The sequence below is a fragment of the Geodermatophilus sp. SYSU D00879 genome, assembly GCF_054050375.1.
The window spans coordinates 410,057-435,760 of the sequence record NZ_JBJGZF010000001.1 but is presented as its reverse complement, the minus strand read 5'-3'; the positions used below and the strand labels follow the sequence as shown (position 1 = coordinate 435,760).

Annotated in this window: 21 protein-coding genes and 1 tRNA gene; 16 read left to right on the top strand and 6 right to left on the bottom strand. The window is 75.5% G+C overall.

The features are described from left to right. Positions 1-125: 125 nt before the first annotated feature. The 5 genes from ACI79B_RS02235 (at position 126) to ACI79B_RS02215 (ending at position 5,766) form a co-directional block, all read left to right on the top strand. The gene (locus ACI79B_RS02235) at positions 126-1,466 is read left to right on the top strand and encodes a hypothetical protein (protein WP_456928199.1); all 1,341 of its coding nucleotides are present in this window, start codon (positions 126-128) and stop codon (positions 1,464-1,466) included. After that, positions 1,463-2,449 carry a glycosyltransferase gene (locus tag ACI79B_RS02230; protein WP_456928200.1) on the top strand — a complete coding sequence of 329 codons (987 nt, stop codon included), beginning with the start codon at positions 1,463-1,465 and terminating at the stop codon, positions 2,447-2,449. The genes ACI79B_RS02235 and ACI79B_RS02230 overlap by 4 nt, the downstream gene beginning before the upstream one ends. Positions 2,450-2,475: 26 nt before the next feature. After that, positions 2,476-3,444: a glycosyltransferase gene (locus tag ACI79B_RS02225; protein ID WP_456928201.1), complete on the top strand. Its 969-nt coding sequence runs from the start codon at positions 2,476-2,478 to the stop codon at positions 3,442-3,444. A gap of 74 nt (positions 3,445-3,518) precedes the next feature. After that, positions 3,519-4,889, top strand: a complete 1,371-nt coding sequence (locus tag ACI79B_RS02220; protein ID WP_456928202.1) for an O-antigen ligase family protein — start codon at positions 3,519-3,521, stop codon at positions 4,887-4,889. 4 nt (positions 4,890-4,893) lie between these two features. After that, entirely contained in the window at positions 4,894-5,766 is an 873-nt protein-coding gene (locus tag ACI79B_RS02215) for a hypothetical protein (RefSeq protein ID WP_456928203.1), read from the top strand. A 60-nt stretch (positions 5,767-5,826) separates the two neighbouring features. Here the strand turns inward: ACI79B_RS02215 and ACI79B_RS02210 are convergent, their stop codons facing one another. Both ACI79B_RS02210 and ACI79B_RS02205 read right to left on the bottom strand, forming a co-directional pair. Beyond that, entirely contained in the window at positions 5,827-7,029 is a 1,203-nt protein-coding gene (locus ACI79B_RS02210) for a glycosyltransferase (protein ID WP_456928204.1), read from the bottom strand. After that, complete coding sequence (locus ACI79B_RS02205) at positions 7,026-7,916, bottom strand: WecB/TagA/CpsF family glycosyltransferase (RefSeq protein WP_456928205.1); 891 nt, start codon at positions 7,914-7,916, stop codon at positions 7,026-7,028. Before ACI79B_RS02205 ends, ACI79B_RS02210 begins: the two co-directional genes overlap by 4 nt. Positions 7,917-8,208: 292 nt before the next feature. On the opposite strand from ACI79B_RS02205, the gene mfd reads away from it, so the two are divergent. After that, complete coding sequence (mfd, locus tag ACI79B_RS02200) at positions 8,209-11,739, top strand: transcription-repair coupling factor (protein WP_456928206.1); 3,531 nt, start codon at positions 8,209-8,211, stop codon at positions 11,737-11,739. A gap of 2 nt (positions 11,740-11,741) precedes the next feature. Here the strand turns inward: mfd and ACI79B_RS02195 are convergent, their stop codons facing one another. Further along, positions 11,742-14,654 (bottom strand): acetoacetate--CoA ligase, encoded by a 2,913-nt coding sequence (locus tag ACI79B_RS02195; protein ID WP_456928207.1) that lies wholly within the window; start codon positions 14,652-14,654, stop codon positions 11,742-11,744. Continuing rightward, the gene (locus ACI79B_RS02190) at positions 14,651-15,316 is read right to left on the bottom strand and encodes a 4'-phosphopantetheinyl transferase family protein (RefSeq protein ID WP_456928208.1); all 666 of its coding nucleotides are present in this window, start codon (positions 15,314-15,316) and stop codon (positions 14,651-14,653) included. The genes ACI79B_RS02195 and ACI79B_RS02190 overlap by 4 nt, the downstream gene beginning before the upstream one ends. A 116-nt stretch (positions 15,317-15,432) precedes the next feature. Here ACI79B_RS02190 and ACI79B_RS02185 point away from each other — a divergent pair, with 116 nt between their 5' ends. Next, positions 15,433-16,428 carry a peptidylprolyl isomerase gene (locus ACI79B_RS02185; protein WP_456928209.1) on the top strand — a complete coding sequence of 332 codons (996 nt, stop codon included), beginning with the start codon at positions 15,433-15,435 and terminating at the stop codon, positions 16,426-16,428. A 4-nt stretch (positions 16,429-16,432) separates the two neighbouring features. Then, entirely contained in the window at positions 16,433-17,341 is a 909-nt protein-coding gene (locus ACI79B_RS02180; RefSeq protein ID WP_456928210.1) for a MazG family protein, read from the top strand. On the opposite strand, the gene ACI79B_RS02175 is transcribed toward ACI79B_RS02180, so the two are convergent. After that, on the bottom strand, positions 17,338-18,018 hold the full coding sequence (locus tag ACI79B_RS02175; RefSeq protein ID WP_456928211.1) for a hypothetical protein: 681 nt from the start codon (positions 18,016-18,018) through the stop codon (positions 17,338-17,340). The two genes, ACI79B_RS02180 and ACI79B_RS02175, sit on opposite strands and share 4 nt — an antisense overlap. A 157-nt stretch (positions 18,019-18,175) precedes the next feature. On the opposite strand from ACI79B_RS02175, the gene eno reads away from it, so the two are divergent. The 4 genes from eno to ACI79B_RS02155 are packed head-to-tail and all read left to right on the top strand — an operon-like array spanning position 18,176 to position 21,522. Then, entirely contained in the window at positions 18,176-19,456 is a 1,281-nt protein-coding gene (gene eno, locus ACI79B_RS02170) for a phosphopyruvate hydratase (RefSeq protein ID WP_456928212.1), read from the top strand. Positions 19,457-19,460: 4 nt separating this feature from the next. Further along, positions 19,461-20,000, top strand: a complete 540-nt coding sequence (locus ACI79B_RS02165) for an FtsB family cell division protein (RefSeq protein ID WP_456928213.1) — start codon at positions 19,461-19,463, stop codon at positions 19,998-20,000. A gap of 44 nt (positions 20,001-20,044) precedes the next feature. Beyond that, entirely contained in the window at positions 20,045-20,575 is a 531-nt protein-coding gene (locus ACI79B_RS02160) for a DUF501 domain-containing protein (RefSeq protein ID WP_456928214.1), read from the top strand. Then, complete coding sequence (locus tag ACI79B_RS02155) at positions 20,572-21,522, top strand: Ppx/GppA phosphatase family protein (protein WP_456928215.1); 951 nt, start codon at positions 20,572-20,574, stop codon at positions 21,520-21,522. Before ACI79B_RS02160 ends, ACI79B_RS02155 begins: the two co-directional genes overlap by 4 nt. A 7-nt stretch (positions 21,523-21,529) precedes the next feature. Here ACI79B_RS02155 and ACI79B_RS02150 read toward each other — a convergent pair whose 3' ends face one another. After that, positions 21,530-21,823: a DUF4235 domain-containing protein gene (locus ACI79B_RS02150; RefSeq protein ID WP_456928216.1), complete on the bottom strand. Its 294-nt coding sequence runs from the start codon at positions 21,821-21,823 to the stop codon at positions 21,530-21,532. Between the two features lie 63 nt (positions 21,824-21,886). Between ACI79B_RS02150 and ACI79B_RS02145 the strand changes: the two genes are divergently transcribed. The 4 genes from ACI79B_RS02145 (at position 21,887) to ACI79B_RS02130 (ending at position 25,665) form a co-directional block, all read left to right on the top strand. Further along, positions 21,887-22,651 (top strand): uracil-DNA glycosylase, encoded by a 765-nt coding sequence (locus ACI79B_RS02145; protein WP_456928217.1) that lies wholly within the window; start codon positions 21,887-21,889, stop codon positions 22,649-22,651. 53 nt (positions 22,652-22,704) lie between these two features. Continuing rightward, a tRNA-Leu gene (locus tag ACI79B_RS02140) sits at positions 22,705-22,778 on the top strand. A gap of 142 nt (positions 22,779-22,920) precedes the next feature. After that, positions 22,921-24,546, top strand: coding sequence for a M28 family metallopeptidase (locus tag ACI79B_RS02135; protein ID WP_456928218.1), 1,626 nt, complete (start codon positions 22,921-22,923; stop codon positions 24,544-24,546). A 186-nt stretch (positions 24,547-24,732) separates the two neighbouring features. Then, the gene (locus tag ACI79B_RS02130; RefSeq protein WP_456926479.1) at positions 24,733-25,665 is read left to right on the top strand and encodes a Bax inhibitor-1/YccA family protein; all 933 of its coding nucleotides are present in this window, start codon (positions 24,733-24,735) and stop codon (positions 25,663-25,665) included. Positions 25,666-25,704: the final 39 nt, after the last annotated feature.

Here is a 25,704-nt window from a genome sequence, read left to right as displayed (position 1 = left end):
CACCAGGGGGAGGGGACGTGAGCGCACCACGGACCGGACATCCAGGGACGGAGGTCGCCGAGCCGGCGCCGGCCGGGGACCCGCAGCCACCCGGAGGAGGGCGCCGCCGCCCGCGCCCGCGGACGGTGGCGGCGGGTACGGCCGCGCTGCTGGTCGTGGTCCTGGCCGTCGTCCTCATCGTCGTCCGCGACGGCAGCCCGCGGGCCGGTGCGGGCGGGGACGCGGCGGGCGACGCGACGGGCCCGGCCGGCGGCGTCATCCCGCCGCGCGGCGACGTCGCCGTCCTCGATCTGCCGCGGATCCCCTGGGAGGGCGGCCCGGAGTACTGGTCCCGGTTCCCCGCCGCGGTCGCCGCCGGCTGGACCGATCCGTCGTTCTTCCCCGTGGTCGCCTGGTACGACGGCATCTCCTCCGACGAGGAGGTGCAGTACGACAAGGGCGTCGGGATCAACACCTACATCGGGATGGACGCCGCGACGCCCTACAGCCTGTTCGCCGACAACGGCGTCTTCTGGATGGGCTCGCGGCTCAACGAGACGTTCCCCGAGGACGGCGCCAACTGGCCCGCGGCCTTCCTCGACGACGAGGTCGACGGCCGCTTTCCCCCGGAGGAGGGCCGGGCGCACCTCGCCCAGCTGCGTGAAGACCTGCCCGCCGGGCGGCCGGCGTACGCCAACTTCACCCAGAGCGTCGTCAGCTCCGACATGGACGACGCCGACGCCGAGGCCTACGTGAACGGCTACAGCGACATCGTCTCGGTGGACATGTACTGGTACTCGATCCCGTTCTGCGACCTGCAGCCCTTCCGCGGCTCGGTGTACCTGACGCCGGTCCGGCAGGAGACCTGCCGGACCGCGTCCAGCTACGGCGCGGTCGTCGACTCCCTGCGCCGGCGCGACGCTGCCGACGGCCGGCTGCAGGCGATCTGGCAGTTCGTGGAGCTGCTCAACGGCGGCCCGGGGGAGGGCCCGTTCACCGCGAACATCGAGCCGGGCCAGTTGCAGGGCGCGGTGATGAGCTCGCTGATCCACGAGGCCCGCGGCATCGTGTGGTTCAACCAGTCCCTGTCCGGCCCCTGCCAGGGGAGCAACCTCATCCGCCTGTCCCAGGTCCAGGACGGCTTCTGCGGCGCCGCGCAGGTCGCGGCCGCCACGCGCATCGACGGCGTCGTCCACCAGCTCGCCCCGGTCCTCAACACCCAGTCCTACGAGTGGGACGCGGGGCCGGCGACCGACACCATGCTCAAGGTCCACGACGGGTCGGCCTACCTGTTCGCGATGGTCGACGGCAGCCAGGGCCCGGGGGAGCGCACGCTGCGCCTCCCGCCCGGTGTCGACGGCACGCAGGCCGAGGTCCTGTTCGAGGACCGGTCCCTGCCAGTCACCGACGGCGTCCTCCAGGACACCTTCGACGAGGAGTACACGTGGCACGTCTACCGCATCCCGCTGGCGGAGGACCGGCCGTGACCCCACCCGGGACCCATGTACTGCTGACCCGCTTCAACCTCCCCTCGCGCGGTCACGAGAGTCTCGTCCGGGCACAGGACAACTGGCTGCGGGACCGGGTCGGGCTCTTCGAGCGGCACTGCCTGCCCTCGGTGCTCGCCCAGACCCGCCGCGACTTCTCCTGGCTGGTCTACTTCGACCCCGCGAGCCCCGACTGGCTGATCGAGTGGATCCGCGACCACGAGCGGCGTGGCTCCTTCACCCCGCTGTTCCGGGAGGAGGTGCCGCGCGCCGACCTGCTGGCCGACATCCGTGCGGTGGCCGGGGACCGGCCGGGGGACCTGCTCACGACCAACCTCGACAACGACGACGGCCTGGCCCGGGACTTCGTCGCCCGCCTGCAGGACGCCGCGGTGCCCGCGGAACGGGCGGCGCTGTACGTCGGCGACGGGCTGATCGTGCGCGGGGACCGCGTCTATCGGCGGCTGGACCGGTACAACGCCTTCTGCTCGGTGCGGGAGACGTGGGACGACCCGGTGACCTGCTGGTCGGACTGGCACATCGGGCTGGCCGACCACATGCCCGCCGTCATCCTCCGGGGCGACCCGGGCTGGCTGCAGGTGGTGCACGGCGGCAACGTCAGCAACCGGGTGCGAGGCCGGCGCACGCGGCCCTCCGCGCATGCCGGCGCCTTCCCCGGGCTGCCCGAGGGGCTGCCCGACCCCGGGCGGGCCGGGCTCCTGGCCGACGCGCTGGCCGGCGGGCCGGGCCGCGCGGTCCGGGAGGGCGGCCGGGCGGCGGTCAAGACGGTGGTGCGCGCCGTCCTCGGCCGGGAGGCACTCGACCGGGTCAAGTTCCTGGCCGCCTCGGCGCGGCACCGGGTCCACCGTTCGGGGACACCGCGCGCGAACCCGGTGACGAGCCCCTCTGACGGACGTATGTTGCCCGTCGACGGGGCCATCGGGCGCTCCGGCGCTGGTCACGGCGTCGTGGACCCGGTGTGAGCACGACGACAGGACGGCGGGGGCGCATGGGTCGGACCGCGCTGCCGACCACGGTGGCGCGTGGAGCGGGGGACGGCTCGACGGCCGAGCGCCCGCTCGACTGCGTCCTGGTCGTCGTCACCTACCGCAGCGCCCGGGACCTGCCGGGGCTGCTGGACTCGGTCCCGGCCGCGCTGAGCGGTCTGAGGGCGGAGGTCCTGGTCGTCGACAACGACTCCGACGACGACGTGGCCGGCGTCGTGGCCGGGAGGCCGGCGACCCGCCTGCTGCGCGCCGGCGGGAACCTCGGCTACGCCGGGGCCATCAACGTGGCGCTGGACCGGATGCCCCCCGCCCGCTGGGTGGCCGTCCTCAACCCCGACCTCAGCCTGGCGCCGGGTTCGCTCGCCGAGCTGGTCGCGTGCGGCGAACGCACCGGCGCAGCCGCGGTGGTGCCCCAGCTCCTCGACGACGACGGACGCCGGTCGCCGTCGCTGCGCCGGGAGCCGACGGTGCGGCGGGCGCTCGGCGAGGCCCTGCTCGGCGACCTCCTGCCCGGCCGGCCCGCCTGGTCCGCCGAGCTGGTCCGCGACCCGGACGCCTACGCGGCCGAGCACCCCGTCGAGTGGGCCACCGGCGCGGTCGTCCTGCTCCGCAGCACGGCGGTGACCCGGGTCGGGCACTGGGACCCCCGCTTCTTCCTCTACTCCGAGGAGACCGACTACCTGCGCCGGCTCCGGGAGGCGGGCTCGTCGGTCTGGTTCACGCCGGCGGCCGTCGCGCGGCACCGGGGTGGCGGCTCGGGGCAGTCGCCCGACCTCGCGGCGCTGCTCGTGGTCAACCGGGTCCGCTACGCCCGCAAGTGGCACGGCCGGCCGGGCGCGGCGGGCCTGTGGGCGGCGTCGCTGCTGCACTGCGTCCTGCGGGTGGGGGAGCCGGGGCACCGCCGGGCCCTCGCCGCCCTGCTGTCCCGGCGGGTCCGGGACCGGCTGCCCGGTGCCGGGAGCAGCGGGTGAGCAGCCCGGTGGCCCAGGCGCCGGCGGGCGCACCCTCGCGGCCGTCTCCCACGGGGGCACCTCCGCGTCCGGGCGTGCGGGCCGGGTTCCTGGGACGGCGTGCCCGCGCATCTGAGGCGCCGTGGTCGCCGGTCGAGGTGCGGGAGCGGCAGGCGACGCTGCTGATGGGTGCCTACGCCGTCACGCTCTTCGTCTTCCCGTCCGACCTCGTGCTGCGGATCGTGGGCGGCCAGGGCTACGTGGCGGGGCTGATCTCGCTCGTGCTCTTCCTGCTGTGGGTCGCCTCGACGCTGATGGGGGCGCACGACCCGCTGCGGGTCCGCCACCCGACGCGTGCGGCGGTCGCGTACTTCTCCTTCACCGGCCTGGTGTGCTGGGCCCTGACGCCCTTCCACGGCCTGAACGGCACGCAGCAGCTCGGCGCCGACCGCTGGATCATGATGATCGCCGGCACCGCGGGCGTCGTCCTCGTCGCCGCCGAGGGCCTCGGACGCCTGGCCAACCTGCTGACCGTGCTGCGGATGGCCGTCTACGGCGCCGCCTTCTGCGCCTTCGTCGCCGTCCTGCAGTGGGTGCTCACGTTCGACCTCAGCGGCCTGATCCGCAGCTCGCTGCCGGGCTTCACCGTCGACGGCACGCTGAGCGTCTGGCAGGCCCGCGGGTCCCTGCAGCGGGTCTTCGGCACCACGATGCACCCCATCGAGTTGGGCGTGGTCGCCGGCATGATGCTGCCGCTGGCCCTCGTGCTCGCCCTCCACGACCGGCGCCGCGGCGCGGTGGCGCGCTGGCTCCCCGTCCTGTTGATCGGCCTGGCGATCCCCGCCTCGGTGTCGCGGTCCGGGGTGCTGGCCGCCCTCCTGTCGTCGGTGGTGCTGGTGCTCGGCCTGCCGGCGCGGCAGCGCGTCACCGCGCTCGTCCTGCTCCCCGCCAGCGCCTTCGCGATCGGCATCGCCCGGCCGGGCTACCTGCGGACCCTCGCCGAGTTCGTCGGCGCCGGCAGCGCCGACACGTCGGTGTCCAGCCGCCTCGACGACTACCCGATGGTCGCGCGCCTGGTCGCCGAACACCCCTGGTTCGGCCTCGGGGGCGGCACCTACCTGCCGGCCGACCTCCTGGCGGTCCTGGACAACCAGTACCTCAAGAGCGCCATCGAGCTGGGCCTGGTCGGGATCACCGGGTTGTTCGTCTACCTCGTGGTCCCGGTGCTGACCGCCCTCGGCGCGCGGCTGCGCTCGCGGGACCCCCTGCTGCGCGCCATCGCCGGCGCGCTGGCCGGTGCCGCGCTGGCCGGGGCGGTCTGCGCGGCGACCTTCGATGCCTTCTCTTTCAACATGTTCGTCGGTGTGCAGGCGCTGGTGACCGGGTGCGCAGGTGCGTGCTGGGTGCTGTCCCGCCGGGAGCCGCACGGAGCCGCGTCCGCCGTCCACGAAGCGAACGGAGACTGACCCCTTGGACCTCTTCGCCATCCTGCGCTCCATCCGGAGCCACTGGCTCACCACCACCCTGGTGGTGGTGCTGACCGGTGTCGCCGGCGCGTGGGTGTTGCTGGTCATGCCGCGCGACTACGAGGCGAACGCCTCCTACGTGCTGGTCAACCCCGCGCCGCCGCCGACGGACGCCCAGATCGAGCGCGACCCGTCCCTGGCCGAGGTCAACCGCAACAACCCCTACCTGCGGTTCGCCAACGAGGGGACCGTCGGGCAGGTGCTGTCGGCCCGGATGAGCGGCGGCACGGTCCGCGACGCCCTGGTCGCCCAGGGCGCCGACGCCGACTACACCATCGGTCCCTCGCCGACGTCGGCGCAGATCGTCGACATCGTGGGCACCGGCACGAGCGCCGCCGAGGCGGAGCGGACGCTGGCCCTGGTCAGCGAGCGCATGGAGGCCGAGCTGGTCGCGCTGCAGCAGGTCTACGGCGCGGACGAGGCTGCCCTCATCACGCCGCTGCCGGTGGCGGAGCCGGGGCCCGGGCACGTCGTCGTGTCGGGGACCATCCGGTCGCTGGTGGGCGTCGTGGGCGCCGGCGTCATCGTCCTGTTCGCCGCCATCTCGATCGCGGAGGGCCGCGCGGCGCTGCGCCGCGAGGGGCCTCGCGAGAGCCGCCGCGGCAAGGCGGGGCGGCACCAGGCGCCGGAGGAGGACGGCGAGCCGGAGGCCGCCGCCGCGCCGCCCGCCGAGCTGCAGGAGCCCCTGTCGTCGCCGCTGCCGGCCGCCGTCCGGGAGGCCGGCAGCGCCAGTCACGGCGATCCCCGCACCCCGGACGACGACGTCGTCGTGCCCGGGCGTGCGCCCCTGCCGGCGGGGGCGCGCGCCGGCGACTGAGACGGCGCCGCCCGTGCCGGCCGGCCGAGGGGCCGGCACGGGCGGCAGGGCCCGCGGCCGTCAGGCCCGGAGAAGGACCTCGGCGCGCTCGATCAGCGTCGAGGCGCGGGAGTCCCAGGAGCAGTCGAGGACCGACTGCCGCAGGGCGTCCGGGGTGGACGGTCCGCCGTCGGCCAGCGTCCGGCGGACCGCCGCGACGAACTCGTCGGGCGTGCGGGCGACCCGCACCCGGTCCCGGTAATCGGCCAGCTCGGCGAAGTCCGTGCTCACCACGGGCAGGCCGAGCGCCAGGTACTCCTTGAGCTTGATCGGGTTGGCGTGCGCGATCCAGCTGTTGTCCTGCCACGGCATGACCGCGACGTCGAACGCCGAGCCGTAGGCGGGGATCGACTCGTAGGGCCGGTGGCCGAGCCAGTGCACGTTCGGGTACCGGTCGAAGCGGCCCATCGGGTGGTTGGCGTCACCGATGAGCACCAGCGAGACCTCGGGCAGCTCAGCGGCCAGCCGCTCCAGCAGGTCGAAGTCGACGACGAAGTCGTCCAGGGCGCCGTAGAAGCCGATGCGCGGCCCGGGGATGGCCGCGATGTCGGCCGGCCACTCCTCGGGCGGCCGGCGCCGAAAGTGCCCGACGTCGACGCCGTGGTCGAGGAAGTGGCCGCGCGGGCCGGTGTGCGGCGCCTCCTCCGCCATCAGTGCGCGGCTGACGTAGAGGACGTGGTCGGCGTTCTCCAGCAGATCGGTCTCCATGGCCTCGATCGACCGGGTGTCGGCCTCCGGGAACGCCGAGTGCCGGTCCGACCGGTTGAAGACCAGCGAGCGGCGGCGCAGGGGGCGGACGACGTCCCAGGCGGTCGGCACCGTCACCACGACCACGGGCTCGCGGATGCCGAGCCACCACATGGTCGCCCGCACCTGGGCCCGGACCACCCGGGCTCCCCACCGCCGGGCCCGGGCGGACCCGTAGAAGGGCAGCGGCAGGGGCGAGACGACGTGGAAGCCGGGCAGGTCGGGCAGCGGACGCCGCACCAGCCGGGCGACGCTGCGCAGCTTGCGGGCCAGCCGCCGGGTGACGTTCGTGCTCACCCCGCGCCGCGGCATCCGCATGCCGATGCTGTTGACGACGAGGACCCGCCGGTCGCGGGCCACCGAGCGCATGAGCTGGAAGTCCGAGTGCGCCTGGTTGTGGTACCACCAGTCCTGCGCCGCGAAGCAGACGTAGTCCGCACCGCCCGCGGCCGGCGACGTGCCCGTGGTCCGGGTCACGCCCACGCGCCACGGGGGTCGTCGGCGGCGCCCCTGCCGGGGGTCGGCCGGGTGGCGAAGCCGAGCGCCGCCGCGCGGCTGAGCAGGTCCAGCGCGAAGGGCAGGTCCTCGACGAGGTAGCGCCGGGCCAGCCGCCGGGGCTCGAGGGCCAGGCGGTGCACCCACTCGGCACCGATCCGCTGCAGGACGCCGGGAGCCCGCCGGTACTGGCCGGCGGCGAACGGGATGCCGGCGCCGCAGCCGAGCAGCCAGGCCGCCGGCAGCAGCGGCCGGAGCCGGGCGATCAGCCGCTCCTGCTTCGGGAAGCCGAGGCCCACGAGCACCAGGTCCGGCTGCGCCGCCACGACCCGGTCGACCACCGCGGCGACCTGCTCCTCGGACCGGTCGAAGCCATAGGGCGGGGAGTCGGTACCGACCACCTCCGTGCCGGGGTGGCGCTCGGCCAGCGCGGCCGCGGCGGCCTCGGGCACCCCCGGGTCACCGCCCAGGAGGTAGACCGAGCGGCCGGCCCGGGCCGCGGCCTCCGCGAGGGTGTCGACGAGCGAGGCACCGGTGACCCGTGCCGGCAGCGGGTCCCCGGCCAGCCGGGACGCCCAGACCAGCGGCATCCCGTCGGCGACCGCGAGCGTGGCACCGGACACCAGCCGGGCCATCTCGGCGTCCCGGGCGGCCAGGCGCAGGATGTCGACGTTGACCGTCACGATCCAGCCGCCCTCCCCGTCCGCCCAGCCGTCGAGCACCCGGCGCACCACGGCGTCCTCGGTCAGTGCGGCGATGTCGGTCCCCCCGACCGTGCACAGCCGCACGGAGAACGGGTCGGCCGGGGGAGACGTGACCGCCGGGGTGCCGGGGTCCTCCAGGACAGGCGGAGCGGTGACGCTCGTCATGGCGCCGGATCGTGTCGACCGGCGAACCGCCGTAGCCGGTCCGGACGCCTGGTCACGCGGCGGCTCCGCGTCGTCCGTGCGTGTCCTCACCGACCGTGACTGCGGAGTATCGAGACACAGGGGTCAGGCGGCTGATCAGTGCCGATGCTCTCCAGGCGGTGACGAACCGTGACCGGCTCCGCCGGCCCGGGGCCACCGGCGGGGGTCCCGTCCACGGGCTAGCCTGGGAGGGGGCCCGGCGCCGCACTCGGCGGCACCTCTGCGGGCCGACCGATCCCGGAGGAAGTCCCTCGTGAGTCTGCGCGGCGTGCTCGACGTCGTCCTCACCGATCCCGGCGTCGCGCGCGTGGTGGCCGCGGCCGGGTCCGCCGAGCTCGCCGTCACCGCGCCGCCGCCGGTGCAGCCGCTGGTGGCCGCCGCGCTGGCCGCGCGGGAGCCGGGCGCCGGCGTCCCGGTGCTGCTGGTCACCGCCGGCGAGCGGGACGCCGACGCGGCCGCGGACCTGCTGCGCTGCTTCCTGCCCGACCGCCGCGTCGAGACCTTCCCCTCCTGGGAGACGCTGCCGCACGAGCGGCTGTCCCCGCGCGCGGACACCGTCGGCCGCCGGCTGGCCGTGCTACGCGAGCTGACCCACCCCGGCGACACCGGCATCGACGTGCTGGTCGCCCCGGTCCGCAGCGTGCTGCAGCCGCTGGCCCCCGGCCTCGGCGACCTGGTGCCGGTCGAGCTCAAGGCGGGGGACACCGCCGAGCTCGACGACGTCGCCCGCGCGCTGTCCGACGCCGCCTACACCCGCGTGGAGCTGGTCGAGAAGCGCGGCGAGTTCGCCGTCCGCGGCGGCCTGCTCGACGTCTTCCCGCCCACCGAGCCGCACCCGGTCCGCGTGGAGTTCTGGGGCGACGAGGTCGACGAGCTGCGGTACTTCTCCGCCGCCGACCAGCGTTCCCTCGACGAGCGGCCCGAGCGGCTGTGGGCCCCGCCGTGCCGCGAGCTGCTGCTCACCGACGCCGTCCGCGCCCGCGCCGCCGAGCTCGCCGCGGAGCACCCGGGCCTGGCCGAGCTGCTCGGCAAGCTCGCCGAGGGCATCGCCGTGGAGGGCATGGAGTCGCTGACCCCCGCGCTGGTCGAGGGGCAGCTGCAGCTGCTCACCGACCTGCTGCCCGCCGGGACCCACGTGCTGGTCGCCGACCCGGAGCGGGTCCGCAGCCGGGCCGCCGACCTGGTGCGCACCGCCGAGGAGTTCCTCGCCGCGTCCTGGGCCACCGCCGCCGAGGCCGGCGAGGCGCCGCTGGACCTGGGCGCCTCGTCGTTCCGCGAGCTGGCCGACGTCGAGGCCGCCGCCCGCGGCCGCGGCCTGCCGTGGTGGACCACCGGCGCGTTCACGCTCGACGTCGACGACGAGTCCTCGGTGACCCTGCAGGCGGGCACCGTCGAGCGCTTCTCCGGCGACCTCGACCGCGCCGTCGAGACGCTGCGCGGCTGGACCCGTGACGGCTGGCGGGTCGTCGTCACCTTCGCCGGGCCCGGCCCGGCCCAGCGCGCGGCCGAGCAGCTGGGGGCCGCCGACCTCGGCGTCCGGCTGGTGCCCGGCATCGAGTCCGCGCCCGAGGCCAGCCTGACCTCGATCACCCAGGGCAACCTGGAGTCCGGCTTCGCGCTGCCCGGCGTGGGGCTGGCGCTGGTCACCGAGCACGACCTCACCGGCCAGCGCGGCACCACCATGCGCGACGCGGTGAAGATGCCCGCGCGCCGCCGCAACGCCGTCGACCTGGTGCAGCTGCAGCCCGGCGACCTCGTCGTCCACGAGCAGCACGGCATCGGCCGCTACGTCGAGATGGTCAGCCGTACCGTGCACGGCGGCCAGCGCGACTACCTGATCGTCGAGTACGCGCCGGGCAAGCGGAACCAGCCGCCGGACCGGCTGTTCGTGCCCACCGACTCCCTCGACCAGCTCACCCGCTACGTCGGCGGGGAGCAGCCGGCGCTGTCCAAGCTCGGCGGCGCCGACTGGCAGAAGACCAAGGGCCAGGCGCGGCGGGCGGTCAAGCAGATCGCCGCGGAGCTCATCCGCCTGTACTCGGCGCGCATGGCGACCACGGGGCACGCCTTCGGCCCGGACACCGTCTGGCAGCGCGAGCTCGAGGACGCCTTCCCGTTCCAGGAGACCCCCGACCAGCTCGCCGCGATCGACGAGGTCAAGGCGGACATGCAGAACCCGGTCCCGATGGACCGGATCATCTGCGGCGACGTCGGCTACGGGAAGACCGAGATCGCCGTGCGCGCCGCGTTCAAGGCGGTGCAGGACGGCAAGCAGGTCGCCGTCCTGGTGCCGACGACGCTGCTGGCCAACCAGCACTTCAAGACCTTCTCCGAGCGCATGGCCCAGTTCCCGGTGACGGTGAGGGTGCTGTCCCGGTTCCAGTCCGACGCCGAGAGCGCCGAGACGCTGCGCCGGCTCGCGGCCGGCGAGGTCGACGTGCTCGTCGGAACGCACCGGCTGCTGCAGCCGACCACCCGGTTCAAGGACCTCGGGCTGGTCATCGTCGACGAGGAGCAGCGCTTCGGCGTCGAGCACAAGGAGTACCTGAAGACCATACGGACGGCGGTCGACGTCCTGTCGATGTCGGCCACCCCGATCCCGCGCACGCTGGAGATGAGCCTGACCGGCATCCGCGAGATGTCGACGATCCTCACGCCGCCGGAGGAGCGGCACCCGGTGCTCACCTACGTGGGCGCCTGGGACGACAAGCAGATGGCGGCCGCGATCCGCCGCGAGCTGCTGCGCGACGGCCAGGTCTTCGTCATCCACAACCGGGTGCAGTCGATCGACAAGGCCGCGGCGAAGATCCGCCGGCTGGTGCCCGAGGCCCGCGTGGCCGTCGGCCACGGCCAGATGAAGGAGCACGAGCTCGAGCGGATCATGGTCGGCTTCTGGGAGAAGGAGTACGACGTCCTGATCGCGACGACGATCGTCGAGTCCGGCCTGGACATCCCCAACGCCAACACCCTGATCGTCGACCGCGCCGACACCTTCGGCCTGTCCCAGCTGCACCAGATCCGCGGCCGCGTCGGCCGGGGCCGCGAGCGCGCCTACGCCTACTTCACCTACGACCCCTCGCGGCCGCTGACCGAGACCTCGGTCGACCGGCTGACGACCATCGCGCACAACACCGACCTCGGCGCCGGCATGGCCGTGGCGATGAAGGACCTCGAGATCCGCGGCTCGGGCAACCTGCTCGGCGGCGAGCAGTCCGGGCACATCGCCGGGGTCGGCTTCGACCTCTACGTGCGGCTGGTCGGCGAGGCGGTGGCCGACTACCGGGCCCAGGTCACCGGGGAGGAGGCACCCGCGGAGCCGGTCGAGGTGCGGGTCGACCTGCCCGTGGACGCCCACCTGCCGCACGACTACGTGCCCGGCGAGCGGCTGCGCATGGAGGCCTACCGCAAGGTCGCCTCGGTGCAGGACGACGACCAGGCGCAGGCGGTGCTCGACGAGCTCACCGACCGGTACGGCACCCCGCCCGCGCCGGTGCTCAACCTGCTGGCCGTGGCCCGCTTCCGCGCGGCGATGCGGGCGCTGGGCGTCACCGAGGTGTCGCTGCAGGGCCGCGCGATCCGGGTCTCGCCGGTGCCGCTGCGCGAGTCGCAGCAGATGCGGCTGGCCCGGCTGGCCGACGGCGCCACGTACAAGTCCGCCGTCCAGACGGTGTCGCTCAAGGTCCCGGTCGGCCCCGACCGGCGCACCCCGCTGCGCGACGTCGCCCTGCTCGAGCACCTGCACGCGCTGCTGAAGGCGGTGCTCGAGCAGCCGGTCGCGGCCTGATCTCAGTCGAGGACGGCGGAGACCTCGGCGGCCAGGGTGCCGACGTGCCGGTCGCTGAGCATGCCGATGCGCTCGTCGTCGAGGTCCCCGTGGTAGCCCGGGACGTCGATGACGTGCAGGCCGCGGACGACCCGCCGCCAGGCGCCCAGGGTCCGTGATGCCGCGGCGCGGGACCCCTCGGCGAGGAAGTAGTGCACCGGCCCGTCGAACCGGCCGGGCCGGTGGGCCTCGGACACCTCCTGCGACCCGAGGAAGAAGCGCAGCTCGGCATCGGGGGCCGGGGCGGGTGCGGACGGCCGCCTCCGGCCGGTCAGCCGCCGCGGGAGGCCGCGCAGCGGGCGGCCGGCGCGCACCGTGGCCCAGCGGCCGGCCCAGCGGACCCGGGTGGTCTCCCACCGGCTGAGCGCTGCTCGCGGCGGGCGGACGTCGAGCAGCCCGAGGCAGCCGACGTCCGCTCCGGCGGCGCGCAACCGGGTCGCGACCTCGTGGGCGACCAGTCCGCCGAAGGAGTAGCCGAGCAGGGTGTACGGCCCCTCCGGCTGGACACCGCGGACCTGCACGAGGGCGTCGGCAGCGACCTCCTCGATGGTGCGGTGCCGTCCGTCGTCGTGCAGCAGCGGCAGCCGCAGGCCCAGCACCGGCCGAGGGGTCGTGAGCCGATCCACCAGGCCCCCGTACAGGTTCAGCTGGCCCCAGGCGTCCGGCACGAGGAACACCGGCCGTCCCTCGCCCGCCCGCAGGGTGGTCACGGCGGCCGGTGCGGCGGAGGTCTCCGCCTCCGCGGCCCGGGTCAGGCCGGCCGGCGTCGGGTCCTCGGCGAACCGCTGCACCGGGACGTCGGCGCCGAGCTCGAGCCGGACGCGTCGGAGCAGGCTGAGCACCTGGCGGGAGGTTCCGCCGAGGTCGGACCAGTCGTCGTGGGGGTCGGCGGAGCGCAGGCCGAGCACCTCGCACCAGATGCGGGAGACCCGGCCGAGCAGATCGTCGTCCTCCTCCACCGCAGCGGGGGCGGCGGAGGCCGCGGCGACCGCTGCACGGATCCCGTCCAGGCAGTCCGGGTTGCGGAGCGCGACGGCGTTGGCGACCGGGTCGCCGTTGACGGCGTCGCGGGCCGCGCGCTCGGAACGCTTGCCGTTGTGGGTCAGCGGCAGGTCGCCGACCGCGACGACCAGCGAGGGCACGTGCGCGGCAGACGCCTCCCGGCGCAGCGTGCGGCGGATCGTGCGGTCCAGGCCGCCATCGAGCCGGGCTCCCGGCCGCAGCACGACGAGCAGCACCATGCGCGAGCCCCCGGGCCGGCTCGCGTCGCGCTGCTCGACGGCCATCGCGTCGTCGATCTCGGGCAGCTGCCGGAGCACGGTGTAGATCTCGCTGGGCCCGATGCGCAGCCCGTCGACGTTGAGGACGCCGTCCGAGCGGCCGTGCAGCCGGGAGGAGCCGTCGGCGTCGAACTCGATCAGGTCGCCGTGGGTCCACACGCCGGGGTGGTCGGCGAAGTAGGCGTCGTGGAAGCGGCGACCGTCGGGGTCACGGAGGAACCCGACCGGCCGGCTCGGGAACGGGCGCCGGCAGACCAGCTCGCCGACCTCCCCGACGACCTCGCGGCCGTCCTGGTCGACCGCCGCGACGTCCAGGCCGAGGCTGCGCGTCTGGCTCCGGCCCCGTCGGACCGGGAGGTCGGGGGCGCCGAGCACGAAGCAACCGATGACGTCCGTACCGCCGGACATCGACTGCAGCGGCACCGGCCCGAGGGCCTCGGCCACCCAGTCGAACTGCCAGTCGTGCAGGACCGCGCCGGTCGAGAGCACCGCCCTCAGCCGCGACAGGTCGCCGGCCTCCGCGGGACGGTAGCCGGCGTCCTGACCGAGCTGCAGGTAGGCCGGGCTGGTGCCGAGGACGGTGACACCGTGCTCGGCCGCCAGCTCCCACAGCGTCTCCGGGCCCGCGACCGGGCCGTCGTAGACGACGACGTGCGTGCCGGTGGCCAGGGCCGACAACTGCCAGTTCCACATCATCCAGGCGGTGGTGGTGTGGAAGTAGAGCGTGTCGCCGGGGCCGAGGTCGACGTGCAGCCGGTGTTCCTTGACGTGCTCCAGCAGCGTGCCACCGGCACCGTGCACCATCGCCTTGGGCGGGCCGGTGGTGCCCGAGGAGAACATCACGAACAGCGGGCTGTCGAAGGCGTGCCGCGGCCAGTCGGTCGTGGGAACGGCGTCCGCGGTGGAGCCGGCGAGCCGGTCCACCGGCAGGCCGAGGTCCGCGCGCGCGCCGTCGTCGAGCAGCAGGACGCGGCGCAGTGTGGGCAGCCCGGCGACGACCTCGGCCACGACGTCGTCGGGGACCGCCCGGCGGTCGAGGACGAGCACGGACGGGTCGACCTGGCCGAAGCGGCCGAGCAGGGACGCCGCACCCATGTCGGGAGCGGCCGTGGAGACCGCGGCCCCGATCGCAGCCGCGGCGAGGGCGACGACGGCGGTCTCACCGGTGTTGGCGGCGATCAGCACCACCCGGTCCCCCGCGGCGACACCGAACCGCTGCAGCGCGGTCACCGTCCGCGCGACGGCGTCGCGCAGCTCACCGCGGGTCCAGCGGTCGGTCGGCCGGTCGGCGTGCACGGCGGTGAGCGCGGGCGCGTCGTCGCACGCGCCCTCGAGCGGGCGCAGCAGCGCCTCGGCGTAGTTCAGTCGCAGGCCGGGGAAGAAGCGCGCGGTCTCGACGTCGGTGCCGGTGAGGACGACGTCGGCGGAACCCGACCACGGCACCCCCGACCAGTCGAGCAGGGTGCGCCAGAACTCCTCGGGCCGCTCGACCGAGAAGGCGTGCAGGGCACCGGGCGCATCCAGGGCGGCGCCGGCCACCTCCTCGCAGCGGGCGCGGAAGGACGCGAGTTGGGGGAGGGCGGCGGCGAGCGTCATCGGGGGATCTCCTCGTCGAGGGCGACCGCGAGGCTGGCCACCCACCCGTCGGGCACGGGCACGTCGTGCAGGGTCCAGCCGGCCGCCGTCGCGCCGGTCGGCCCGACGGCGGTGACCACGGTGGCCGGGTCCTCCCGCAGGCCGGTCCCGTGGGCCTTGAGGACGGCTTCCTTGCGGGTCCAGGCGCGGGTGGCCGCGACCGGGCGTTCGCCGGGGGGGAGGAGGGCGATCGCGCGCAGCTCGGTGGGGTGCAGCCAGCCCTCGTCGGCGACGGCCGGCGTCCAGGGGGCCACCGGCTCCAGATCGACGCCGATCCGGCGGCCGCGGCCGATCGCGACCACGCCCAGCTCGCCGCCGGCCGAGCAGCCGGCGTCCAGGCCGGTGTCCGCCGGCAGCTGCGGGCGACCCGTGGCGCCCGTGGCGAGCGGCACGTGCCGGGGGTCGGTGCCCAGCTCGGCGGCGAGGGCGGTCCGCAGGGCGGCGCGCAGCAGGACCCGGCGCCGGTGGACGGCGGGCGTGCCCCGCCGGGCGCGGGCGAGCTCAGCCGGCATGAGCACCGCCTCGGCGCGGGCCAGCTCGTCGTCGCCGGCCACGAGGGGCACGACGGTGACGGTCACGCCGCTGATCACCCCGCGCGTGGGCGCGGGGACGGACGGCGGCATGCGCGCGATGCTGGCAGCGGCCGCGGCCCGGGCCATCCCTCCTCGTGGGGACACCACCCTCCCGGGTGGCCCGCCGCCTGCGTCGGGTACCACCCCGGGTGTGGCACGCTCCGCTGGTGCAGACCCGCCGGCTGAGCACCTCGATCGCCGTCGGCCTGGCCGCTGTGGCCGCCCTGGCCGGCTGCCGGACCTCGCCGACCGTCGCCGCCTACGTCGGGGACGAGCAGGTGACCGTGGCCGAGCTGCGGTCCGCCGTCGACGAGCGGCTGGCCGACCCCGCGATCGCCGAGGCCGTCGGGGGCGGCGGGACGGACTACACCCGGCAGGTGCTCACCCTGCTCGTGCGCCAGGAGCTCTACGCCGAGGCGGCCCGGCGCAGCGACGTGGAGGTCACCGACGCCGAGGTCGGCGAGTTCATCGAGACGGCGCTGGCCGGCCGCGACGAGGAGGAGCTGTACGCGCAGGCCGCCTCGCAGGGCTACTCGCGCGAGGACGTCCGGGAGAGCGCCCGCCAGCAGCTGCTGCGCCGGGAGCTCGGCGTCGCCGCCGGGGAGGACCCCGGGACCGACGAGGCCGCGCTGCGCGCCCGGTACGAGGAGGTCCGCGCCGGCCTGGAGCAGGTGGAGCTCGGCTACTTCGTCGTCCCCGACCAGGCCACCGCCGACGCCGTCGTCGCCGAGCTGGCCGCCGCGCCCGCCTCGTACCCGGCGGTCGCGGCGCGGTACCCGGGCGAGATCACCCTGCCCGCGCTGCAGCCGACCGGCACCGCCGACGTCCCCGCGCCGCTGGCCGAGGGCGTGGCCGCCGCCGCGCCGAACACCGGCTTCAGCGTCACCGTCGGCGACGTGCCGGGCGTGGTGGTCGCCTTCGTCGGGCAGCGGACGACGCCGTCGTTCGAGGAGGTCCGCCCGCAGCTGGAGGACGAGGCCGCGCAGGGCGCCGAGGAGGCGGGGGCGGCGGTGGTCGACGAGGTCCGCGACGACGTCGGCGTCACCGTCAACCCGCGCTACGGCGAGTTCGGCGACCAGGACGTGGTGCAGGAGGCCGAGGGCGGCGTCGTCGACCTGCTCGACGACGCCGGCGCCGCCGCCCCCACCACCGGCGAGGGCTGATCCGGTGCCCCCCGCCCTCGTCGTCACCGTCAGCCCGCGGCTGCCCGGCCTGCTCGGCCCGGCCGGCTGGGCCGCGCTGACCGGGCGCCGGATCGCCGCGCTGCCCGGCGCCGCGGCCACCGCGGACGCGCTGCGCGCCGCCGGCTGGCAGGTCGCCGACGCCACCGACGCGGCCGGCCTGGACGGGGACGTCGCCTGCCTCGCGGCCCCGGGGGAGGAGGTGGCCGGGCGGCCGGTCGTCGACGGCGCCCCCGAGCCGCCCGGCGCCCGGCTGCTCGACGTCGTCGCGGTGATGGACCGACTGCGCTCGCCCGGCGGCTGCCCCTGGGACGCCGAGCAGACGCACTCCTCGCTGCGCGGCTACCTGCTCGAGGAGGCGCACGAGGCCTACGACGCCATCGTCGACGACGACCCGGTCGCGATGCGCGAGGAGCTCGGCGACGTGCTGCTGCAGGTCGTCTTCCACGCCCGCGTCGCCGCCGAGGCCGGCCCGGACCGGCGCTTCGACGTCGACGACGTGGCCCGCGAGCTGGTCGAGAAGCTGGTCCGCCGGCACCCGCACGTGTTCGGCGACGCCGGCCCGCGCGACGTCGCCGGCGTCGAGGCGGGCTGGGAGGAGATCAAGAAGGCCGAGAAGCAGCGGCGCTCGCCCACCGAGGGCGTCTCGCGCTCGCAGCCGGCCACCGCGTGGGGGACGGCGCTGGTGCGGCGGGCCGCCCGGGCCGGGCTCCCGACGCCGGAGCCGGCCGAGCTGGGCTCGACGTCGCCGGAGGAGCTGGGGGAGCGGCTGCTGGCCGTCGTCGCCGCGGCCGCGCAGCGCGGCTGGGACGCCGAGGACGCACTGCGCGAGGCGGTCCGCCGCTACGCCGGCGAGCTCGACGCGGCCGCCGACGCGGCGTCGGCAGCGCCCTAGCCGACGAGGAGCTGCCCGGCCGGCGCGGTGGTGACCCGCGGCGCGGTGAGCATCGCCTTCAGCGCGCCGAGCACGCCGAGCCCGGCGACCGCGGCGGCGCACCAGACGCCCGGCCCGAGCCGGTACACGTCCCAGCCGGCGTCTCCCAGCCGGACGACGACCGCGGCGGCCACGGCCAGCGCGACCGCCAGCGCCAGCACCCCGGACACCCGGTGCCCGCGCGCGGGACGGAGTAGCAGCAGCCCGAGGACGACGAGCACGGCACCGCCGGCCGCCACCGCCGCCGGCTGCCACAGGCCGGTGCGCCCGAGCTCGGCGACCCCCTCCCGGGCCGCGCCGACGGAACGCACCACCAGGTCCAGCCCGGTGGTCTGCCCGTCCGGTTCCCACGGCAGCCACAGGCTCGCCGCGTCGGCCACGCCGGCCAGCAGCAGGAGCACCCCGCCGACGACATCGGGGCGCCGCACGTAGAACAGCCGTCCGCGGTCGGCCGCCACCCCGGCCACCGCCGTGCCGTCCGGGGCCGGCTCCACGTCCGCGGCGTCGTCGTCCTCGGCGGGATCCGGCGTGAACCCGAGGATGGACGGACCCGTCCCGTCGTCCGCGTCCACGGGAGGCGGCGGGGGCGCGGCTCCGGCGCCGTACCCGGGGGGTCGCTGCTGCTGGCGCTCGGTCATCGGGTCCTCCGACGGCGCAGACGTGGGAGACGCCCGCCCACGACGAGGTTATCGCCGGACCGGTTCCGCCGAGGCCGCACCGTGACCGCTCCGTTACAGGAGTCCCGGGGGCCACGCGTCCCGGGGAAGCCCCGCCCGCCTCGCTAGGCTGCTCCCCGTGCCGAGCATCGATGCCGTAGGCGCGCGGGAGATCCTGGACTCGCGCGGTAACCCCACCGTGGAGGTCGAGGTCGCCCTCGACGACGGGACGATCGCGCGCGCCGCGGTCCCGAGCGGCGCCTCCACCGGCGCCTTCGAGGCGGTGGAGCTGCGCGACGGCGGCGACCGCTACGGCGGCAAGGGCGTCACCCAGGCCGTCGACGGCGTCCTCGACGTCATCGGCCCCGAGCTGGTCGGCTACGAGGCCACCGAGCAGCGGCTGGTCGACCAGCGCCTGCTCGACCTCGACGGCACGCCGGACAAGTCGCGGCTGGGCGCCAACGCGATCCTCGGCGTCAGCCTCGCCGTCGCCCGCGCCGCCGCCGAGTCCACCGGCCTGCCGCTGTTCCGCTACGTGGGCGGCCCGTCGTCGCACCTGCTGCCGGTGCCGATGATGAACATCCTCAACGGCGGCGCCCACGCCGACAGCAACGTCGACGTGCAGGAGTTCATGATCGCCCCGATCGGCGCGGCGACCTTCGCCGAGGCCCTCGCCGTCGGCACGGAGACCTACCACGCGCTGAAGTCGGTGCTGAAGGGCCGCGGCCTGTCCACCGGCCTCGGCGACGAGGGCGGCTTCGCCCCCGACCTGCCGAACAACCGCGCCGCGCTCGACCTCATCGCCGAGGCGGTGGAGAAGGCCGGCTACGCGCTCGGCACCGACATCGGGCTCGCCCTCGACGTCGCCGCCACCGAGTTCCACAGCGACGGCGGCTACGAGTTCGAGGGCCAGACCCGCTCGGCGGAGTTCCTCACCGACTACTACCGGGAGCTGGTCGACGCCTACCCGATCGTCTCGATCGAGGACCCGCTGTCGGAGGAGGACTGGGACGGCTGGATCGCGCTGACCGCCGCGCTCGGCGAGCGCGTGCAGCTGGTCGGCGACGACCTGTTCGTCACCAACCCCGCCCGCCTCGCCGACGGGATCGAGCGGAAGGCCGCGAACGCGCTGCTGGTGAAGGTCAACCAGATCGGCACGCTCACCGAGACCCTGGACGCCGTGAACCTGGCGCACCGCAACGGCTACCGCTGCATGATGAGCCACCGCTCGGGCGAGACCGAGGACACCACGATCGCCGACCTCGCCGTCGCCACCGACTGCGGGCAGATCAAGACCGGCGCCCCGGCGCGCAGCGAGCGGGTGGCCAAGTACAACCAGCTGCTGCGCATCGAGGAGGAGCTCGACGACGCCGCGCGCTACGCCGGCGCGGCGGCCTTCCCGCGCCTGCGGACCTCCTGACCCGGTGAGCGCCGGTTCGGGGCGGCGGCGCTCGACCGGCCGCCCGCTGTCGCACGCTGCGTCCCGGCCGGTCCCGGCCGGGACGCGGTCGCGCGCCGGCAGCCGTCCCGAGGCCCGCCGCCCCGGCCGGCGCACGCCGCCGCGGACGCCCGCGCGTCCCGCGGCGGCGCGCCGGCCGCTGTTCACCGGCCGGACCGTCGTGTTCGTCGGGCTGCTCCTGCTGCTGTCGCTGACGCTGGCCGGGCCGGTGCGGCAGTGGCTGGACGGCCGCGCCGAGATCGCCCGGCTGACCGCGGAGAGCACCGCCTACGACGAGCGCATCGCCGACCTGCAGGCCGAGCTCAAGCGCCAGGCCGACCCGGCCTGGACCGCCCGCGAGGCCCGCGAGCGGCTGGCCTACGTGCTGCCCGGCGACCGGCTGGTCGTCGTGGTCGACGGCGAGGCGGCCGAGGGCGACGCCGGCACGCTGCCCGACGCCGTCGACGCCGCGCCGCGGCCCTGGTACGAGGAGCTGCTCGGCTCGGTGGCCGACGCCGACGGCTGAGGGGTGCCGTCGGGCCCGCCGACCGGCTGCCGCAGACTTCCCTGGTGACCACCCCGACCACCCCGGGACGCCGGGTGCACGAGCCGATCACGCCGGAGGAGCGCGAGGTCGTCGCCCGGCAGCTGGGCCGGCCGCCGCGCGCCGTGCGGGCGGTCGCGCACCGCTGCCCGTGCGGACAGCCCGACGTCGTCCAGACCTCGCCGCGGCTGGAGGACGGCACGCCGTTCCCCACGCTGTACTACCTGACCTGCCCGCGGGCGTCGGCGGCCGCCAGCCGGCTGGAGTCCACCGGGCGCATGCGCGAGTGGCAGGAGGACCTCGGCACCGACGCCGACCTCGCCGCGGCCTACCGGGCGGCGCACGAGGCCTACCTGGCCGAGCGCGACGCCCTGGGCGAGCTGCCCACCCGCAACACCGCCGGCGGCATGCCCGACCGGGTCAAGTGCCTGCACGCCCTGGCCGGCCACGCGCTGGCCGCGGGGCCGGGCGTGAACCCGATCGGCGACCGCGCGGTGGCCGGGATGGGGGAGTGGTGGGCCGCCGGTCCCTGCGCGCAGCCGGAGGAGCGGCCGTGACCCGGGTGGCGGCGATCGACTGCGGCACCAACTCCATCCGCCTGCTGGTCGCCGACGTGCCGCCCGAGGGCGCGCACACCGACCTGCTGCGCCGCATGGAGGTCGTGCGGCTGGGCCAGGGCGTGGACGCCACCGGCCGGCTCGCCCCCGAGGCGATCGAGCGCACCCGCGTGGTGCTCGCCGAGTACGCCGCCCAGGCCCGCGACCTCGGCGCCACCGCGGTGCGGATGGTGGCCACCAGCGCCACCCGCGACGCCGCCAACCGCGAGGACTTCGAGGCGATGGTGCTGGCCACCCTCGGCCGGGCGCCGGACGTCGTCCCGGGCGATGAGGAGGCGCGGCTGTCCTTCCTCGGCGCCACCGCCTCCCTCGCCGCCGCGGCCGCCGCGCACGGCGGCCCGCCGCCGCGCCCGCCGTACCTGGTGGTCGACATCGGCGGCGGGTCGACGGAGTTCGTCCTCGGCGACGCCGCCGGGGTGCGCGCCGCCCGCTCCGTCGACGTCGGCTGCGTCCGGCTGACCGAGCGGCACCTGCACGGCGACCCGCCGACGGCGAACGAGATCGGCGCCGGCGAGGCCGACATCCGGGCGGCGCTGGCCGAGGTGGCCGCGGCGGTGCCGGTGGAGGAGGCGGTCACGCTGGTCGGCCTGGCCGGCTCGGTGACCACCGTGGCCGCGCTCGCGCTGCGGCTGCCCGCCTACGACGCCGAGGCCATCCACGGCTCGCGGATCCCGGTCTCGGCGGTCCGCTCGGTCACCGCCGGGCTGCTCACCGCCACCCGCGAGCGCCGGGCCGCGTACCCGGTCATGCACCCGGGGCGGGTCGACGTCATCGGCGCCGGCGCGCTGGTGCTGCGGGTGGTCATGGACGCGTTCGCGCTCGACGAGGTCGTCGTCAGCGAGCACGACATCCTCGACGGCATCGCGCTGCGGCTGGCGCGCGGCTAGCCCGGGGTCAGGGCCCCTCGTTGAGGCCGGGGGGCAGCTTGCCGGTCAGTTGCCGGTAGGCCGTGGCCGCGCCGCGGGCGGCCAGCAGCCGGCCGGCCGCGACCGCCAGCCCGGAGAACGCGGCCCAGGCCAGCGCGTCCGGCCAGGAGACGCCCGGCGCGGCCGGGTTCTTCGGCGGGGTCGTGCCGCGGGCCGCGTACCAGGCGGCGTCGGTGAGCTTGCGGACGGCGATCCCCGACACGGTGGCCGTCCCCGTGCCGAGGAGCTTCCAGGTCAGCGGCGCCTTCTGCTTGCGGGCCATGGGGTGATCATGCCTGCCGCCCCCGCGGCCCGCGCGTCCCCGGGCGGGTGGTCCACTGGGCGCGTGGCGGTCGACGCGCAGGGGTTCCCGGTCACGCGGACGCCGGCGGGGGTGGCCCGGTCGGCCCGCGCGGCCCGCGACCTCGCCGTCCTGGACACCCGCGTCTCCGGCTGCCGCGCCTGCCCGCGGCTGGTGACCTGGCGCGAGGAGGTCGCCCGGGTCAAGCGCGCCTCCTTCCGCGACCAGGACTACTGGGGCCGCCCGGTGCCCGGCCTGGGCCCGGCGGACGCGCGGATCGCCGTCGTCGGGCTGGCGCCGGCCGCGCACGGCGGCAACCGCACCGGGCGGGTCTTCACCGGCGACCGCAGCGGCGACTGGATCTTCGCCGCGCTGTGGCGGGCGGGCCTGGCCAGCCAGCCGACGTCGACGCACGTCGGGGACGGCCTGGAGCTGACCGGCGTGCGCGTGGCCGCCGTGGTCCGCTGCGCGCCCCCGGAGAACGCGCCGACGCCGGCCGAGCGCGACACCTGCTCGCCGTGGCTGGCCCGCGAGCTGGCGCTGCTGCCCGACCTGCGGGTGGTCGTCGTCCTCGGCGGGTTCGGCTGGACGGCGCTGTGGCCGGTGCTCGCGGAGGCGGGGTACGCCCTGCCCCGCCCGCGGCCGGCGTTCGGGCACGGCGTGGAGGTGACCCTGGAGGGGCCCCGCGGGCCGCTGACCCTGCTCGGCAGCTACCACGTCAGCCAGCAGAACACCTTCACCGGCCGGCTGACCGAGCCGATGCTGGACGCCGTCCTGTCCCGGGCCACGGAGCTCGCCGGGACCGGCTGAGCCGGAGGGCCGCCCTAGGCTGGCGGCGCGGGGCGGCCGTCCGCCGCGCGCCCGCCCCCGTGGCCCAATCGGCAGAGGCAGGCCCCTTAAAAGGGTCGCAGTGTGGGTTCGAGTCCCACCGGGGGCACCGGTCCGGACCTGTAGCTCTTCCGGCCCCTTACCGCAGAGTCGAGAAGAAATCCAGGGCTTGACGTCCCCCGTGACGGTGTTGGCAGGGTGACAACCCGTGAGCAACGGAGCTCACACCCGACGTCGAGGGGAAGTCGTCCATGACCCTGTCCCACCCGTCCCGCCGGTCACGGCTCGCCGTGATCGGCAGTGCCGGCGCCATCGCGCTGGCCGGGAGCGTGGTCGCTGCGCTGCCCGCCGGTGCTGCCGGCGGCTGCGAGACCCGCACCAACAACACCGTCGCGAAGCTGACCGAGTGCGTCACGCTCGAGGGCGTCACGGAGCACCTCCAGGCGTTCCAGGACATCGCCCGCGCCAACGACGGCAACCGCGCCTCGGGCACCTCGGGTTACGACGACTCCGTCGCCTACGTGAAGGAGCGGCTCGAGGCAGTCGGCTACGACGTCGACGTCCAGCCGTTCGACTTCCCGTTCTTCCAGCTGCGGAGCAGCTCGTTCAGCCGGGTCACACCCACGGCGACCACGTACACGGTGGGCACCGACTACGCGCCGATGACCTACACCGGCGCCGGGACGGTCGACGACGGCGTCGTCACCCCGGTCGACCTCGCGGGCAGCGGCCTCGGCAGCGGCTGCGAGGCCGCCGACTTCGCCGGTTTCGCGGCTGACACGGTGGCCCTCCTCCAGCGGGGCGGCTGCGCCTTCGCCGTCAAGGCCCAGAACGCCCAAGCCGCCGGCGCCGACGCGGTCATCGTCTTCAACAACACGGCGGGGCCGCTCAACGGCACCCTGGGCGCTCCCGGGATCACCATCCCGGTCGTCGGTGTCCCCACGGCCCTGGGTCAGGAGCTCGCCGCTCCGGGCACGACCGTCGACATCGCCGTCGACTCGGAGAGCGAGATCCGCGAGACCTACAACGTGACCGCCGAACTGCCCGGCCGGAACCCGAACAACGTGGTCATGGCCGGTGCCCACCTCGACTCCGTGCTCGCGGGCCCGGGCATCAACGACAACGGCTCCGGCAGCGCGGCGATCCTCGAGGTCGCCGAGAACATCACCAAGGTCAAGCCGGAGAACACCATCCGGTTCGCCTGGTGGGGCGCCGAGGAGCTCGGCCTGCTCGGCTCCGAGCACTACGTCGCCTCGCTCGGCGACCCGGAGGATCCGAACAGCGAGCTGAACCGGATCGGCCTGTACCTCAACTTCGACATGGTCGGCTCGCCGAACTTCGCGCGGTTCATCTACGACGGCGACCAGTCGGACTTCACGGCGCCGGTGGAGGTCCCCGACGGCTCGGCCCAGATCGAGTACGTCCTCGAGGACTACTTCGAGGCGCAGGGCCTGTGGTACGAGGGCAGCGAGTTCAGCGGCCGCAGCGACTACCAGGCGTTCATCGAGGCGGACATCCCCTCCGGTGGCCTGTTCACCGGCGCCGAGGTCCTCAAGAAGGCCTACCAGGTGCCGCTGTACGGCGGGAACGCCGGCGTCGCCTACGACCCGAACTACCACCAGGTCGGGGACACGATCGACAACGTCGACCCGAAGGCGCTGGAGACGAACTCCGACGCCATCGCCTACTCCGTGCTGACGCTGTCCTACGACACCTCGCGGGTCAACACCGTCCAGGGCCGGCCGGTGCCGGGCGGCACCTTCCAGGAGGACCCGACCGACCGCCAGTTCCGGGTGACCCCGGAGCAGAAGGCCGGCGGCGGCGGCCTCTCGCCGGACCACGACCACGACCACGGTCACGGCGGGGACGAGATCTGACCGGCTGAACCCGACACCGACCCGGGGGCGCGGCACCGCACGGTGCCGCGCCCCCGGCGCGTCTTCCCACCCGGTCGGGGGTACTGGCAGGGTCAGGAACGCGCAGGCCACTCGCGGCGTTGTAGGAACCGAGTGGGGTGCGAGGTAGCAGCCCACCGACCGACCAGTCACCTCGAGGAGATGACGATGCCCAGCTCCAACCCGGTCTTCGGCCGGGGCTTCGCCAACGCCGCGTCCGGCGGTGGCCAGCCGTACGGCCAGGGCTACGGCGCTCCCGGCTCCGGCCAGCAGTACGGCCAGCAGGGCTACGCCGCTCCCGGTCAGCAGCAGTACGGCCAGCAGTACGGCGCCCCCCAGGGCTACGGCGCGCCGCAGGGCTATGGCGCGCCGCAGGGCTATGGCGCGCCGCAGGGCTACGGCGCGCCGGCCCCCGCCGGCCCGTACGGCCCGCCGGCCACCCGCTACATGACGATGGACGACGTCGTCCAGAAGACGGGCCTGTCGTTCCTCGTCACCGTCCTGGCCGCGGCCGCCGTCTGGGCGCTGCCCGGCCAGGCCGCGTGGGGCGTGGCGCTGCCCGCGGTGCTCGTGGCCTTCGTCCTGGGCCTGGTGATCAGCTTCAAGCAGATCGCCAACCCGGCGGCGACGCTGGCCTACGGCGCGCTCTACGGTGTCGCGCTCGGCGCCATCAGCGAGGCCTTCAACTCGGTCTACCCCGGGATCGTGATCCAGGCGGTGATCGGCACCTTCGGTGTCTTCGCCGGCATGCTCGTCGTCTACAAGACCGGCGCCATCCGGGTCACCCCCAAGCTGACCCGCTGGATCGTCGGCGCCCTGTTCGGCGTCCTGGCCCTGGTCCTGGTCAACCTGATCGCGTCGTTCTTCGTCCCGGGCGGCCTGGGCCTGCGTGACGGCGGCCCGCTGGCCATCGTCTTCAGCCTCGTCGTGATCGGTGTGGCGGCCTTCTCGCTGCTGCTCGACTTCGACATGGCCGACCAGGCGATCCGCCGCGGCGCCCCGGCCAAGTTCGCCTGGTACATCGCCTTCGGCCTGCTGGTCACGATCGTCTGGCTGTACCTGGAGATCCTGCGGCTGCTGTCCTACTTCCAGGACAACTGACCCGCGGTCCGTCCCGGTGGCCCGGTCCCCCTCGGGGGG

Excerpts from the sequence above, each read along its gene's own strand:
- ACI79B_RS02225 (WP_456928201.1), top strand. The coding sequence starts at position 2,476 with ATGGGTCGGACCGCGCTGCCGACCACGGTGGCGCGTGGAGCGGGGGAC.
- ACI79B_RS02205 (WP_456928205.1), bottom strand. The coding sequence starts at position 7,916 with ATGACGAGCGTCACCGCTCCGCCTGTCCTGGAGGACCCCGGCACCCCG.
- ACI79B_RS02195 (WP_456928207.1), bottom strand. The coding sequence starts at position 14,654 with ATGACGCTCGCCGCCGCCCTCCCCCAACTCGCGTCCTTCCGCGCCCGC.
- ACI79B_RS02190 (WP_456928208.1), bottom strand. The coding sequence starts at position 15,316 with ATGCCGCCGTCCGTCCCCGCGCCCACGCGCGGGGTGATCAGCGGCGTG.
- ACI79B_RS02175 (WP_456928211.1), bottom strand. The coding sequence starts at position 18,018 with ATGACCGAGCGCCAGCAGCAGCGACCCCCCGGGTACGGCGCCGGAGCC.
- ACI79B_RS02150 (WP_456928216.1), bottom strand. The coding sequence starts at position 21,823 with ATGGCCCGCAAGCAGAAGGCGCCGCTGACCTGGAAGCTCCTCGGCACG.
- ACI79B_RS02135 (WP_456928218.1), top strand. The coding sequence starts at position 22,921 with ATGACCCTGTCCCACCCGTCCCGCCGGTCACGGCTCGCCGTGATCGGC.
- ACI79B_RS02130 (WP_456926479.1), top strand. The coding sequence starts at position 24,733 with ATGCCCAGCTCCAACCCGGTCTTCGGCCGGGGCTTCGCCAACGCCGCG.